At 33.1% G+C, this 15962-nt stretch carries 13 protein-coding genes; 7 read left to right on the forward strand and 6 right to left on the reverse strand.

What is annotated here, in order from left to right:
• Positions 1-11 precede the first annotated feature (11 nt).
• The 7 genes from ACVCXO_RS10330 to ACVCXO_RS10360 all read left to right on the forward strand — a co-directional run bounded on the left by ACVCXO_RS10330 (position 12) and on the right by ACVCXO_RS10360 (position 7948).
• Positions 12-1268, forward strand: a complete 1257-nt coding sequence (locus ACVCXO_RS10330) for an asparagine synthetase B (protein ID WP_452229517.1) — start codon at positions 12-14, stop codon at positions 1266-1268.
• Position 1269: 1 nt separating this feature from the next.
• Positions 1270-2970 carry a tetratricopeptide repeat-containing sensor histidine kinase gene (locus ACVCXO_RS10335; RefSeq protein WP_452229518.1) on the forward strand — a complete coding sequence of 567 codons (1701 nt, stop codon included), beginning with the start codon at positions 1270-1272 and terminating at the stop codon, positions 2968-2970.
• Positions 2963-3631, forward strand: a complete 669-nt coding sequence (locus ACVCXO_RS10340; RefSeq protein WP_452229519.1) for a LytR/AlgR family response regulator transcription factor — start codon at positions 2963-2965, stop codon at positions 3629-3631. Before ACVCXO_RS10335 ends, ACVCXO_RS10340 begins: the two co-directional genes overlap by 8 nt.
• A 101-nt stretch (positions 3632-3732) precedes the next feature.
• Positions 3733-5970, forward strand: coding sequence for a LamG-like jellyroll fold domain-containing protein (locus tag ACVCXO_RS10345; RefSeq protein ID WP_452229520.1), 2238 nt, complete (start codon positions 3733-3735; stop codon positions 5968-5970).
• Between the two features lie 624 nt (positions 5971-6594).
• Positions 6595-7227 carry a hypothetical protein gene (locus ACVCXO_RS10350; protein WP_452229521.1) on the forward strand — a complete coding sequence of 211 codons (633 nt, stop codon included), beginning with the start codon at positions 6595-6597 and terminating at the stop codon, positions 7225-7227.
• A 1-nt stretch (position 7228) separates the two neighbouring features.
• Positions 7229-7507: an EF-hand domain-containing protein gene (locus ACVCXO_RS10355; RefSeq protein WP_452229522.1), complete on the forward strand. Its 279-nt coding sequence runs from the start codon at positions 7229-7231 to the stop codon at positions 7505-7507.
• A gap of 18 nt (positions 7508-7525) precedes the next feature.
• Positions 7526-7948: a secondary thiamine-phosphate synthase enzyme YjbQ gene (locus ACVCXO_RS10360; protein ID WP_452229523.1), complete on the forward strand. Its 423-nt coding sequence runs from the start codon at positions 7526-7528 to the stop codon at positions 7946-7948.
• Here ACVCXO_RS10360 and ACVCXO_RS10365 read toward each other — a convergent pair.
• The 6 genes from ACVCXO_RS10365 to thrS form a co-directional block, all read right to left on the reverse strand.
• Positions 7928-8725 carry an HAD family hydrolase gene (locus ACVCXO_RS10365; RefSeq protein WP_452229524.1) on the reverse strand — a complete coding sequence of 266 codons (798 nt, stop codon included), beginning with the start codon at positions 8723-8725 and terminating at the stop codon, positions 7928-7930. The genes ACVCXO_RS10360 and ACVCXO_RS10365 overlap by 21 nt on opposite strands.
• A 71-nt stretch (positions 8726-8796) precedes the next feature.
• Entirely contained in the window at positions 8797-12060 is a 3264-nt protein-coding gene (locus tag ACVCXO_RS10370; protein WP_452229525.1) for an amidohydrolase family protein, read from the reverse strand.
• A gap of 145 nt (positions 12061-12205) precedes the next feature.
• Positions 12206-12550 (reverse strand): 50S ribosomal protein L20, encoded by a 345-nt coding sequence (gene rplT, locus ACVCXO_RS10375; protein WP_055445373.1) that lies wholly within the window; start codon positions 12548-12550, stop codon positions 12206-12208.
• Between the two features lie 98 nt (positions 12551-12648).
• Positions 12649-12846: a 50S ribosomal protein L35 gene (gene rpmI / locus ACVCXO_RS10380; RefSeq protein WP_055445374.1), complete on the reverse strand. Its 198-nt coding sequence runs from the start codon at positions 12844-12846 to the stop codon at positions 12649-12651.
• 82 nt (positions 12847-12928) lie between these two features.
• Positions 12929-13444, reverse strand: a complete 516-nt coding sequence (infC, locus tag ACVCXO_RS10385; RefSeq protein WP_255564244.1) for a translation initiation factor IF-3 — start codon at positions 13442-13444, stop codon at positions 12929-12931.
• Positions 13445-13513: 69 nt separating this feature from the next.
• Positions 13514-15448, reverse strand: a complete 1935-nt coding sequence (gene thrS, locus ACVCXO_RS10390; protein WP_452229526.1) for a threonine--tRNA ligase — start codon at positions 15446-15448, stop codon at positions 13514-13516.
• Positions 15449-15962 lie beyond the last annotated feature (514 nt).

The raw sequence follows: 15962 nt of genomic DNA on the forward strand, positions 1-15962 counted from the left end.
CCTTTCTTCCAATGAAAAAAATAATCACATTATTTCTAATACTTTTATTTACACAAGCTTACGCTTCTTACATCCTAATTCCTATGGATGCAGAGACGCAAAAAAATCATTTAAAGGCCTACGGAATTACCTATTGGACTTTAGAAAAGCAATTAAAAGTAAAATGGCTTCTTAATTATCGAGGCGGATCTTTTCTTGTGCCAGATACTCAGGAAATTCAACGAGAATGTCAAATACGGGGTGTTTCTTTCGAAATATTATCGAACGCTAAAGCGGAAAGTATTCTCGAAGAAATTAGTAGTCCGAGTAAAAACATGGAAGCAGTCGTATTAGAAAAAGCACCAAAAATTGCGGTGTATAGTCCAAAAGGAAAATTGCCTTGGGACGACGCAGTAACTATGGTTTTGAGCTATGCCGAAATTCCTTATGAAACCATTTATGATGAAGAAGTTTTAGGGGATGCACTTTTATTATATGACTGGTTGCATTTACATCATGAAGATTTTACAGGGCAATATGGTAAATTTTATAGAGCATATAAAACTGCAGCTTGGTATATTGAAGAAAAAAAGGAAGCAGAAGCACTAGCAACCAAACTTGGTTATGATAAAGTTTCACAAGAAAAATTAGCCGTTTCCTTAAAAATAAGAGACTATGTAATTGGTGGCGGATTTATGTTTGCCATGTGTAGTGCAACAGATAGTTTTGATATTGCACTTTCTGCGCAAGGATTAGATATTTGTGAGCCTATGTTTGATGGCGATGGAAGCGATGCCAATTATCAAAATAAAATTGACTACAGTAAAACCTTTGCTTTTAAGGATTATACCTTAGAACAAAGTCCGAATGTATATGAGTTTTCTAGTATAGATATGACGCAAAAACGCAAAATAGCCAAAACCGTAGATTATTTTACACTGATGGATTACTCTGCAAAATGGGATCCAATTCCAAGTATGTTATGTCAAAACCACACGGCATTGGTTAAAGGTTTTATGGGGCAAACCACTTCTTTTACACGCGAAGAAATTAAAAGTAACGTCTTGGTTATGGGTGAAAATAAAACCAATGGCGAAGCAAAGTACATTCATGGTATAAAAGGAAAAGGATTTTTTACGTTTTATGGAGGTCATGATCCTGAAGATTATACCCATCGCGTTGGGGATCCTAAAACCGAATTAGACTTACATCCAACTTCACCAGGTTATAGACTTATCTTAAATAATGTACTCTTTCCTGCAGCTAAAAAGAAGAAGCAGAAAACCTAGTATGAGATATCTTTTTCTTTATATTTCATTGCTTATGTTTCAATTGTCCTTTTCTCAAAAGGATGAAATTGTAGATTTTGGTCAAAATTTAATTTCCGAAAATAAACTAGAGGAAGCAATGACCTATTACGCTAAACGCTTAATAGAACCTAGTAGTGAGGAACAGAAAATTCATTTGCTTTTAGGATTTGCAGAAGTTTATAAACTAAAACTAGATTATGATACAGCTAGTGATTATTACATTAAGGCTTTTGAGAGCATTAAAAATATTGATGCTAAGCAGTTAAAGTTTTTATATCATGTAAAAATGGCAGAGTTTTTTAGAAAGAGAACTATGCTAGTCGAATCTGGAGCTCAGCTTGATAAAGCAGCACTTATTTTAAAGAAGAATAAGGTGGAAGATCTTTATTTAGCTAAATATTACAATCGTAAAGCAGCACTTTTTACAGAGTTTTATCATATACAAGATTCAACACTTTTTTATGCCAATAAATCACTGGAGTTATCAAAAAAAATAAAGGACAAAGATAATGTGTTTTATTCTTTACTTGAGATTGCAGGTGTTTATGAACGTAAAAAAGATTATAAAACGGCAATACGCTATTTAGAGGAAATTATTGAATTTGCAAAAAGTAATAATATGGAGCAACAGGAAGCAGATGCTTACATAAGTTATATTATGGCTTTAGCAAGAAGCAATCAATTAGACAAAGCATTGAAAACGGCTTTATATGCAGCAGATTTTTCTAAAAATAATAACTTATTATACAATGAAATAATCTTTAATGAGAATATTCAAAACTTGTATTTTAGACTTAATAATACAGAAAAAGCATATGAGTATTTAAAACACAGATTAGAACTCACTACCAAGTATAATGAAATACAAAAGGAGGAATTGTTATTAAATGTAGAAGCGCAATACAAACTAACAGATAAAGAAAATCAAATTAAAATTAACAGGCTTGAAATAGATAACAAAAACAAGGCTTTAGCGACTAACAAAACAAAACTATTGGTCAGTGTAGGTCTTCTTTTATGTGTAATTGTTGTTGCTTTTTTAATCGCTTATTTTTTAAATAAAGAAAAAAATAGCAATAAACGTCTGCAAACTTTATCTCAAGAAAATCAGTTTTTATTGAGTGAAGCCAATCATCGTATTAATAATAATTTACAATTGGTAGTTATTCTTATTTCAAACCAATTAAAAAAAACATCTAGACAAGAGAGTTTTCAACTAAAAAACATACTAACCAAAGTCGAGGCTATTTCTACTTTACATAAACATTTGTATAAAAATGAAGATAAAAGAAAAATAGATATTAGTAGTTATCTTAAGGATGTGCAACTTAGCTTTTTTGATTTGTTTAAAGAAAATAACATTAAAACAACTTTTAATATAACGTCTGTAGAAATCCATACAGATTACGCTATGTATCTAGGATTGTTACTCTCCGAATTATGTATAAACTCTATAAAGCACGCTTTTGATTATCAGGAATACAAAGAAATTAATTTTGATTTAACTTATAGTAACGATGTGTTATATTTCAATTATTCCGATAACGGAAAAACCGCAATGAATAAAACAATAGCTCCAAAACTAATAGATAAACTCTGCCGACAATTAAAGGTTAAATATCAAATAGAAACCAGTACCGGATTTAAATTTTCATTGGAAAAAAAAATTAATAATGCTTAGCTTACAAAACACCAAAATCCTTATCGTTGAGGATGAAATTATTATTGCCGATTATATTTTCGAAATGCTACAAGAAGAACACTTCAAAAATATAAAAATGGCTAATGATAAAGAGACTGCTATAATAGAAATGAATACCTTTTTACCCGATATTATTTTAATGGATATTAATTTGAATGGTAGAAATTCAGGAATAGAGCTATCTAAAACTAAAAAAGATAATGCAACGGTTATTTTTATTACTGGGCAACATGATTTTGTATTGATGAACGAAGCATTACGCACCAATCCGGAAGCTTATTTAACAAAACCTATAAAAAAAGTGGATGTACTGGCAGCTATTAGTTTGGCGATTCGGAAAAAAGAAACACACACTTTTCAGTTTAAAGATGGCTATGACACGGTTAGTTTAGATTATAACGATATTAAATATATAATGGCAGATGGTAATTATGTAAATATTCAAACTATTTCAAAACGGTACACGGTACGAAAATCCCTAAGTACTATTCTAGAAATGTTGCCAGCAAAATTATTTGCGCAAACACATAGGTCTTATGTGGTAAATACCTCTAAAGTACAGCGAATTACAGCAACATTAGTCGTTATAGATGGCTTAGAAATTCCTTTGTCTAGATCCTTCTCAAAATATTTTAAGTAGTCGTTTACATACATAGTTATGTATTTCAACCCTTGTTATTTGTATTTCATGGATTATAGGTTACGTTTGTGGTCCTTAATAACCTAACAAATTTATTATTTATGAAATTAAAATTTTACTTTTTTGCATTGGTATTTTTATGCCAATTTATGTCTTATGGGCAAACACTTGATCAATCGAATACCGATAGTCCTTTTGCTATTGATCGTGAAGGATGGGGACAAGGCTTTACAGCAGGATTGGATGGTACATTATCTCAATTTAATTTTCAATATTATAATCTTCCTAGTTTTCCTTTGGCTTGTGAGTTAAAGATTTATGAAGGAGGAGGTAATTCTGGGACACTTTTAGCTACGGAAGCATTTACATTAACTACTGTATCGGACACCGAATATGAAATTTCTATTTCAACAACAGTAAATGTCACCTCTGGACAACTATATACCGCATATATTACAGCAGTAGATGGAGTAACACAAATTGGGTTTGCATTAACTAGCGGTGCTGCTTATGCAGATGGTCTTCTGTATGGTTTAGATGGAACTACCATTAATAGTTTTGATTTATGGTTTAAAACTTTTGTTATAGAAGCACCAGATGCCCCAACAGCCAACGATCAAGCATATTGCGTGGGAGCAACAGTTATAAATTTAGAAGCAACAGGAACTAACTTACAGTGGTATATTAGTGAAACAGAAAGTACAGCCTTAAGCACAACAACGGTATTAGCAACAGGAACTTATTACGTTTCTCAAACCATAGATGGTATTGAAAGTAGTAGAACTGCTGTTAATGTAACTATTAATAATGCACCAGATGCACCAACAGTTACAACACCAATAATCTATAATCAAGGCGATACAGCCACTCCATTAAATGCTACAACAGCCGCTAATGGTACTGGTTTATTATGGTATACAGTAGCAACAGGAGGTAGTGATTATGCATCACTAACACCAAGTACTGCAACATTAGGAAATACTTCTTATTGGGTAGTTAGTACAAATGATGCAGGTTGCGAAAGTGAACGAGAAGAGGTTGTTGTAACCGTTAATGATCCGTTACCAGCTACACATTTAAATTTTGACGGATTAGATGTTGTAGATTTAAGTACACATTTAACAACGCATTTTGTTGGAGAAGATACTGTTACGCTTGAGGCTTGGGTTAGACCAGAATCAAATACAGGATTAGGTACTATTGTTGGTAACTATTCTTACCCAACAAATAATAGTGAATTTCAAATGCTATTAAGAAGAGATAGTAATAACTATGTTGTTGCATTGAATATACCAAGTTTTTCAATTTTAACGGTTACAGCATCTAATACAGTAATAACCAATACTTGGCAACATGTTGCTGCTAGTTATGATGGATCTACGGTTAGTATATATGTGGATGGAGTTTTGATAAGTTCTACAACTGCAAATGGCGCATTTGGAAATGTATCTTCTAATTTTGTAATTGGCGGTAATGCTAGAACAGAAGATTTCATTGGTGATATAGACGAAGTTAGAATCTGGGATGTTGCAAGAACTGCATCGCAAATTGACCACTTTAAGTATTGTGAATTACAATCTAGTGAAATTGGCTTAGTTGCATATTATCCATTTAACCAAGGAGATAATGCTCAAGATAATACAGCAGAGTCTATGCTTACTAATGCATCTTCAAATGCAATAAGTGGTACGTTAATAGGTTTTCCATTAACGGGAACAACAGGTAATTTTTTAGCGGGTTCTCCAATGCTTCCACAAGCGTTGATTGTAGAGCAACCTCAAGATCAAACATTCTCTGATACAGATAATACTGTGTCTTTTAGCATTGTAGCTTCAGGTGTTGCTTCATACCAATGGGAGTATTCTTTAACAGGAGAAGCACCAGATGGTTCTCCTGCTCCAGAAGGATGGATGGAATTAGATGATTCATTAACAGATCCAGATGTTTCTGGTGCAACAACGCAGACTTTAACTTTTGCAGGAGACAATTTAGACACACTTACCATGCTTAAATTTAGAGTTGTATTGAATGGGCAATCTAATTGTTCTACCATTTCTAATGAAGTTATAGCTAGTCAAACATTAGATGTTAATCAAATCGACATGCAAAATAGCATTCGTGTATATCCTAATCCAACAAACGGAGTACTTACTATTTCAAACACATTAAATACAGACTTTGAAGTAGCGGTATATGATATGAATGGGCGTGCATTATTACATAAAAATTACAATCAAGAGAACAATCGTTTAGATCTCTCTAATTTTAGTCAAGGTATCTATCTGTTAAAAATAAAATCGAGGTTTGGGGAAATTTCGAAGAGAGTGATTAAACAATAGCATTAATCATTTGTAGGTAGAAAAAGGTCGTAGCAATACGGCCTTTTTTGTGCTTAGAAAACAATGTAAAATGTCGTTTACATACAAACTGCTGCACTTTAAATCTATTTAATTAGATATATGCAAAGAACAATTAACTTTGCATCCGCTATTAATCAATAATCAATTATTGAAGTGATTCCCTATATTATTAAACAGTGTCATAGATATATGTCACTGTTTTTTTTTAATCTTTTTTATAATATTATAATGGCGTTCTATTCTCGCTCTTTTTTAAGAAGAGCAAGAACTGGCAGGCTTTTCGTTATATCTTTTTTTACTTATTATTCCCCTATTTTGCAAATACCAAGCAAAATAGAGGAACAAACATAAAAAAAGGATGCCACTACAATCCTTAACGCAAATCCTAACAAAACTTCAACTATAGAAGAAATATAACAAACACAACATGACAATTAAGTATGCAGCCTTCGAGTGCATTTATTTTTAATTCGTATATTTTTAAGTATATTTCTTTTATTTACATAAATTTGCACCACCTACTTACTTATATGGATACAGAAAAGCGGAATAGCTTTCCGTACCTGTAATAAGAATCAAAAGCTTAAAAATACACCCTAGATCATGAATTTATTATTTGGTTTCCTTGTTAGTTTGATTGGGTTAGCTTTTTTATTAGGTAACACGATTTTATTTGTAAAAGATGGTGTTATTAGAAAGAAAGTTTATAACGTCTTTTTAGTATACTTAATAGCATTGTCTGTAATAGAAATTACGTGCCATATTATTGGGTTTCTACATCCTAATTTGAATTTATTTATTTCGCATTTCTATTTTGTTTTTCAATTCGCTTTTTTAAGTGCCCTGTTTTATAAGCTTTTTAAAGAAAAAAGATGGAAACAATTAATAGTTGTCGTTTTTGGTATACAGATATGCATTTTAGCAAGCATGTATTATTCCAATCCGCAGTTGTTTTGGGGTTTTAATATCTATGAAATTGTTTCTACATCTATAATTTTAGTAGCCTATGCTTTGTCTTTTATTATTAAAAACCTAGATGTACAACATAATTATTTTAATTTTTCCATTGGTTTAATTTTATATTTATGCTGTAGTATAACTATTTTTTTATTCGGAAACTTAGATTTAGTATTATATGAAAATCCATACATTGATATTTGGATTTTTAATGCACTGTTTTATATTATTTTTCAATACATGGTTTTTAGAGAGTATTTGTTTTTGAAAAAACAATAATATGGCAACTAAAGAAATTATCTTAAACAAAATTCAAATCCTAATTACAAACAATTTTAACACTCCAGAAGAAGCTTTTCATTTCTTTGATAAAGATAGTAATGGTAAACTTTCCAAAAGTGAAATCGTAAAATTGCTTAAAGAAGCAGAAATTAACGGATTTATTCGCGGATTAGTTTCCTCTAAACTTATTGAAGGATATGATAAAGATGGTGATGGTTTCATTAATTGGGAAGAATTTAAGTTTGCAATAGACGAGATTACCGAAGAATCTAAATAGTAAACACAATCCGTTTTTATGCATTTTTTTCAAAAGGAAATAAAATTACAATCCTATTCCAGAGGTTTTCATCTAATCACCGAACAGATAGAAGCTTCTTTTTTAGAAATTAGTGAAATCCAAATCGGACAATTACAGGTTTTTATAAAGCATACTTCCGCTAGTTTAACCATAAACGAAAACGCAGATCCAACAGTTCGACTAGATTTTGAAAGCCATATCAATAAAATGGTTCCAGAAAATCAGCCCTATTACAAACATACGTATGAAGGAGTAGATGATATGCCTGCACATATTAAAGCATCTTTAATGGGCACTTCGGTTCAAATTCCAATAACAAACGGAAAATTAAACCTAGGGATTTGGCAAGGTATTTATCTTTGTGAACATAGAAATCATGCTTCCGGAAGGCATGTAGTATTAACTGCCTTTGGAAACTAATTCCTCTAAAACACGCTCTACACCAAAATCATCATTATTGGTAGTTTGATAATTAGCAATGGCTTTAATATTTTCGTGGGCATTTTCCATAGCATAACTATAACTTGCACCTTGTAACATTTCAAAATCATTATTGTAATCGCCAAAGGCCATCGTTTCTGCCGGACTTATATCGTGCTTTTTTTGAAGAAAACGTAAAGCATGCCCTTTGTTAGATTCTGCTTCCGATATATCTACCCAATGATTACCAGAAACAACAACATTATATTCCGGAGATAAATGTTTTACAAAAGGATAAATGTTCGCTTCCGAATTGGTAGCATGATACAACGCAATTTTAATCACGGGATCTTTAATTTCGTCCATAGAATCAATAATGGTATAGTTCGAATAATATTCCGAAAACAATTGAATCATATCCTCTGAAGCTCTTTTAATATACGCTTGGTGTTTCGTGCAAAACATCGGGAAAGTGTTTTCTATGCTATTTACAATAGTAAAAAGGTTAGCCAGTTTTTTATTAGCAATGGCATTAGATAAAAGTAAGTTGTCTTGCTCTAAAACTAATCCACCATTTTCGGCAACAATAATAATATCTTCTTTAATAGCCGCTAGTTTTGTGATAATACTATAATAAGGTCTTCCGCTAGCTGCAACAAACAAAATGTTCTGCTTTTTTAATTGTTTAAAAACATCAAAAAATCTGTGGCTAACTTCATGATTGGAGTTTAATAAGGTACCATCCATATCTGTAATAACCATTTTTACCTGCTTCATATATTGTTTAATTTGTTTTCTATAGTATAACAAAAAAAACCGAATCCATTAAGATTCGGTTTTATTAATTTTTAATGTGTGCCTAAGTGACAGCCGCAAGCACCTCGGGTAAAACTCGCACTATCTTCATTCCAAGGAAAACCTGCATTGTATTTGTTGTTTTCCCAATAAAAAGGTGTTCGCTTTTTAGAATAGTTTCCAATTTCATCCATCGTTTCCGTATCGTATAAACGACCATTAATCATGGTGTAAATAATACTCTCCGAATTTCGAATATCTTCCAACGGATTATCTTCCATCACAATTAAATCGGCAAGCTTTCCTTGTTTTAAAGAACCTATATCTGCATGCATTCCTAAATAATCTGCACCATGTATAGTTGCAGCTTTTAGTGCTTCATGGTTAGTCATGCCACCTTGTTGTAGCATCCATAATTCCCAGTGTGCACCAAGACCTTGTAACTGTCCATGCGCTCCAAGATTTACTTTTACACCTGCATCCGCTAGCGCTTTACAGGTTTCAGAGACTAAAATATGACCGTTTTTGTACTCTTCTTCTGGTGCCATAGTACGATGTCTAGATCTAGAATCAATAATACTCCTAGGCATAAACTTTAGTAACTTTTCGTTTTCCCAAACCTTGGTGTTCTGATAGAAATATACTTCCCCATTTAATCCGCCATAGTTTACTATAAGTGTTGGTGTATAACCAACATTACTATTTCCCCAAAGTTCTAAAACATCTTTATAAACAGGAGCAACCGGAATATTATGTTCGACGCCAGTATGGCCATCCATAATCATCGTTATATTATGATAAAATGTAGATCCGCCTTCAGGAACTACAAATATACCTTCTTCGCGAGCGGCTTGTAATACTTGCTGACGTTGTTCTCGCCTTGGCTGATTATAACTTTTAACCGACAATGCACCAAATGCTTTTGTGCGTCGAATAGAAGAACGCGCATCTTCTAAATTATTAATAGTTGCTTTAAAATCACCATCTGCACCATATAATATAAACCCAGTAGAGTAGAGGCGTGGTCCAACTAAAGTCCCATTTTTTTGTAATTCGGAAAGCGCAAAAACAGTTTCCGAATTTGCAGAAGGATCATGGGAAGTAGTAACACCATACGCTAGATTTGCATAAAATTGCCAATGCTTTTGTGTAGTTAATCCTGCTCGGAATGCACCAATATGTGCGTGTACATCTACCATTCCTGGCATTATCGTTTTTCCGGTAACGTCATAAATTTTTGCCTGAGACGGAATAGGGATTTCGGAAGCGCTTCCAATAGCTTCAATTCTATTATTCTTTATTACAATGGTTCCGTTTTCAATAACTTGATCGCCTTCCATAGTAATAATTCGGGCACCTTTCAAAGCTATTATTCCTTCTGGTTTATCTGTTTTTATAGTAAGCGGAATTTGGATTCCTGTTTCTGTTAATTTGGTTTCTTCCGAAGCTTCGGCAGTAAAGTAAGTGTTTCCTAAAGTCCAATGTACTTTTTTACTATCCGCAGACCAATGCAAATTGATACCTGCATCTTTGGAAAGTTGCGTAATAGGTACAAATTTTGAGGTATCGTTTAAATCTATGGTCTTACCAGCCTGTGGCATTGGCGCCATATAAACTTTATGAAGATGGATAAATGCAATCCATTTTCCATCCGGACTAGGAACGATTCTATTTCCGTGTTCCGATTTTATTAAAATACGTTCGTCTTTTCCATTTAAATCTACGCTTTTTAATTCTTTGGTGATGGCTCCAAAAAACATACCGCCTTTTTGATACATTACGCGGTTTTCTTCTGCATTAAAAATAGGGAAATCTCCTTCTTTAGTTATAAACTGAATATTATTTCCGTTGGTATCCATCGTATATAAGCCGTCCTTTTTTGTAAAAGCTCTTCCTTGTGCTGTATTACCAGGTTGCTTTTTGAAAACAATAAGGTTCCCATTTGCAGAATAAGCAGGTGATCTATAGATGCCTTTTTCTTTAGTTAATTTTTTAGGAGTTCCTCCTTTTGCAGAGATGGTTTGAATAGTTCCTAGGTTTTCATCATTCCATGTAACATAAGTAATGTTTTTCCCATCGGGAGAAAAGCTAGGCTCAAACTCAAAATCGGTTCCACTAGTGAGTCGTTTCGGAGTTCCTTTTGGCATTTTCATAGTCCATAAATAACCAAGCGCATTAAAAAGAACGGTCTTTTCGTCTGGTGATGTTACCAAATGACGAATCACTTTAGCGTCAAAAGTATCTGGTGCAACAGGTGTATCAAATTCGATAGCCTTGGCAATTTTTATAGTTGTGTCCACTTGAAACGGAATACTAGTAACTTTCAAGGTATTGGTATTAATCCGGTTTATTTTTCCACCAGACCAAAACACAATATCTTCATTATTTGGCATCCAATTAAAGTTTGTATACACACCAAAAATAGCCCAAGCTTCTTGTTGGTCTTTATTTAATGTATCATAAATTGGCCATTCTTCACCAGTTTCTAAATCATGAATATATAACACAGTTTTGGTACGAACACGTTTTATGAAAGCTAGCTTTTTACCATCTCTTGAAATTTGTGGTCTCGCTGCACCTCCAGGTCCACCAGTTATTCTTTCGGTTTTACCAGTTTCCATATCGTATGCATTTATAACATAGATTTGTTTGTTAGGATCTTTGTTATACTGAAAAAAACCGCCAGGATAAACATCTTCACTGTAATATAAATGTTTTCCATCCAAAGACAGACTAGGCTCATTAACATCTTGTTGGTCATTCTTCTTTTTTGTTAGTTGCAATCCGCTTCCGCCAGATTTATGATACATCCATAATTCTCCTGCGCCTAAAGATCTTTTCGAACTAAAATGTTTTCTTGCGATTAGATAATTGCCATCTGGAGTCCAAATAGCATTATTAAGAAGTCTGAATTTTTCTTTGGTTACCTGTTTAGCGTCGCTTCCATCTATATCCATAATCCAAATATTATCTCCGCCGCCAGCATCGCTTGTAAATGAAATTTGTTTGCCGTCCGGACTAAAACGTGGTTGAATTTCAAAAGGCAATCCTGCTCTTAAAATGGTAGCTTTTCCTCCTTGAATAGGCATGATATAGATATCACCAAGTAAATCGAATGTAATTTTAGAACCATCCGGACTCACATCCAGATTCATCCAAGTGCCTTCATTTGTGGAAAGTGGAATTTCTTTAAAATTCCAATTACCTTCGGGATTCGAAACATCCCAAGTGGCTTTTTCTTTCTCTTTGGCTTCTTGGCTAAAAGTTGTGATGGTAAAGGATAGTAATAGAATAGAAAGGATATAAATACGATTCATGAGAAAGCTGTTTTATACCGAAAGATAGTTATTATATTTCAATACGATTGTTTATGAAGTTTTGAAAAAAGGCAAAAAAAAATCCGAATCAATGAAGATTCGGATTTCTTTATAAGCGAAATATGTTATTATTTAGGCAAATGCCTTATTTTACTTTATCTACAATTGCTTTGAAAGCTTCTGGGCTGTTCATCGCTAAATCAGCTAAAACCTTACGGTTTAATTCGATATTGTTAGCTTTTACTTTTCCCATGAATTGTGAATAAGATAAACCATGTTCTCTAGCTCCTGCGTTAATACGCGTGATCCATAGTGCACGAAATGTTCTCTTTTTTACTCTACGGTCTCTATACGAATATTGCATCGCTTTGTCAACCGCATTTTTTGCTACTGTCCAAACGTTTTTACGACGTCCAAAGTAACCTTTTGCTTGCTTAAGAACCTTTTTTCTTCTGGCTCTTTTTGCTACTGAATTTACTGATCTTGGCATAATTTTAATTGTTTTTTGTAGTAGGCGATCAATTTAATGACACTTTTAGTTTGCCTAACTCCAGGGTTATTAATTGGTATTAACCTATTAAAACGATATTACTTTATACGTAACATGATTTTAACGTTTCTCTCATCTGCTTTATGTACTAAACCATCATGAGTTAATTTAAGCTTACGCTTTTTAGACTTCTTTGTTAAGATGTGACTTTTAAAGGCGTGCTTTCTTTTAATTTTACCAGTACCTGTAAGCTTAAAACGCTTTTTGGCACTAGATTTTGTTTTCATTTTAGGCATTTTTTTCCTAGGTTTTATAATTTCGCTTATTATTTTTATGCTAAACTCGTTTTAGCACATATGCAATAGTATACACTATTGTCTATTTATTCTTTCTTGGAGCGATAAACATAGTCATACGTTTACCTTCTAATCTTGGCATTTGTTCTACCTTCCCTAATTCTTCCAGATCTTGAGCTAATTTTAATAATAAAATTTGTCCTTGTTCTTTGAAAATTATAGAACGTCCTTTAAAGAATACAAAAGCTTTTAATTTAGCTCCTTCCTTTAAAAACTTTTCGGCATGTTTCTTCTTAAATTCATAATCATGATCATCCGTTTGAGGACCAAATCTTATTTCTTTAATAATAACTTTTGTTGCCTTAGATTTTAAAGCTTTGTCGCGTTTCTTTTGTTCATAAAGAAACTTCTTGTAGTCCATAACTTTACACACAGGTGGTATTGCTTTAGGCGAGATTTCTACAAGATCTAAACCTTGTTCGTCTGCTATTGCTAAAGCTTGCTTTGTTTTATATACACCTACTTCAATATTATCTCCTACTAACCGAATTTCTTCAGCTCTAATTTTAGAGTTAATTCTGTGTTGGTCCTCTTTTATTACTCTAGGCGAGGATGATCTTCTTCTACGTATTGCTATGACTTTTCTATTTAAGTTAAACTTATTATTTTAAAATTGTTTTAATGTCTTATTTACTTCTGTCGCAACAATTTCCGAGAATGCATCTACACTAATCATGCCTAAATCTTCTCCTCCATGTTGTCTAACAGAGATTTTACCTTCTTGCTCTTCATTTTCACCAACAATAATCATATATGGGATTTTCTTCATCTCCGCTTCTCGGATCTTTTTACCCATCGTTTCATTTCTATTGTCTATCAATGCGCGAATTTCGTTATTTTCTAGCAGACTTAAAACTTTTTTCGCGTATTTTTCATATTTCTCACTAATAGATAGTACAATTACTTGGTCTGGCATCAGCCATAGTGGGAAATTACCCGCAGTATGTTCTAATAAAATAGCTATAAAACGTTCCATACTTCCAAAAGGAGCGCGATGTATCATTACCGGTCTGTGTAGCTCGTTATCACTACCTTTGTAGGTTAATTCAAAACGTTCTGGTAAATTGTAATCTACTTGAATGGTTCCTAATTGCCACTGTCTACCAAGCGCATCTTTTACCATAAAGTCTAATTTCGGACCGTAAAAAGCGGCTTCGCCAGTTTCTATAACATAATTTAAACCTTTGTCTATTGCTGCATTTAATATTGCTGCCTCTGCTTTTTCCCAGTTTTCATCGCTTCCAATATACTTCTCAGGAGTTTCAGGGTCTCTTAAAGATACTTGTGCCGTAAAGTTTTCAAATCCTAAAGAACCAAAAACATAAAGAACTAAATCTATTACATCTTTAAACTCTTTGTCTAATTGATCTGGAGTACAAAAGATATGCGCATCATCTTGCGTAAAACCTCGTACGCGAGTTAGACCATGTAATTCACCACTTTGTTCGTACCTATATACTGTACCAAATTCAGCAAAACGTTTTGGTAAATCTTTATAAGACCATTGCATGCTATTGTATATCTCGCAGTGATGCGGACAATTCATTGGTTTTAGTAAAAACTCTTCACCTTCTTTAGGTGTCGTTATTGGTTGAAAACTATCAGCACCATATTTTTCATAGTGTCCAGAAGTTACATATAGTTCTTTCTGACCAATATGTGGCGTGATTACCATTTCATAACCAGCTTTCTTTTGTGCCTTTTTTAAGAAATCTTCTAAACGTTCTCTTAAAGCAGCTCCTTTAGGTAACCATAATGGTAATCCTTGACCTACTTTTTGAGAAAATGTAAAAAGTTCTAATTCTTTCCCCAGTTTTCTATGGTCTCTCTTTTTTGCTTCTTCTAATAATTCTAAATATGCAGTAAGTTCTTTTTGCTTTGGGAATGAAATACCATACACACGTGTAAGTTGTTTGTTCTTTTCATCACCTCTCCAATAAGCACCCGCAACAGAAAGTATTTTAACTGCTTTTATAATTCCAGTGTTTGGTATGTGTCCACCACGACATAAATCCGTAAATGTATCATGATCACAGAAAGTAATAGTACCATCTTCTAGGTTTTCTATTAATTCTGTTTTGTACTCATTACCTTTATATAAAGCTAAAGCTTCTGCTTTAGAAGCATCTCTCATTTTGAACTCATGTTTACCACGAGCTATCTCTATCATTTTGTTTTCAATAGACTTGAAGTCTTTTTCCGAAACAATATGTTCTCCAAAATCTACATCATAATAAAATCCATTATCAATCGCTGGACCTATAGTAAGTTTTATTCCAGGATAAAGACTCTCTAAAGCTTGCGCTAGTACGTGTGCACTAGAATGCCAGAATGCCGTTTTACCTTCATCGTTGTTCCATGTATAAAGAATCAAAGATCCATCGGTGGTTAACGGGGTCGAAGTTTCAAGGGTTGTACCGTTAAAACTAGCCGAAATAACATTTCTAGCCAAACCTTCGCTAATACTTTTAGCTACATCCATAGGAGTAGTGTTTTCTTCAAACGCTTTTATGCTCCCATCAGGCAAAGTAATCTGTATCATTGTGTAATATTAAATGTAAGTGACAAATATAATAGTATAAAAATTCACTCACAATATATATATAGGTATAAATTTAGAATTTATAAATCCCAAGCTATTGAAATGGGTTATATAATAGGAGTAGTGCATCCTTTTTTTGAGTAATAATGAAGGGAGTGCGTTTTGGTTTGTAATTTTCAGGGCGTTCCGTTGGTTAACTAAAGAGTGAACCAACGTCAGGCTATCCGCTATATCTTTTTGTTACCTTATATATAGAGTAGAGAAGTAGTCTATATATAAGGAGTATTATTTTATAAAGTATACGTTTCATTACTGCCAAAAAGGATATCGCTACTATCCTTAACGCAAAAATCAAACTACAGGCATCGAATTCGGAAAAAACTTCAGGCTATAAAAGGTTGAAACTAAAGCCTTAGAACGCTTCAAAAAAAATAATCAAAAAAAAGATTAAAAAAGGTATTGTCAAGAAGAAAAAGGTATCTATATTTGCACCCCGCTACGGAAACAATAATAT

The organism is Lacinutrix sp. MEBiC02404 (genome assembly GCF_053601575.1).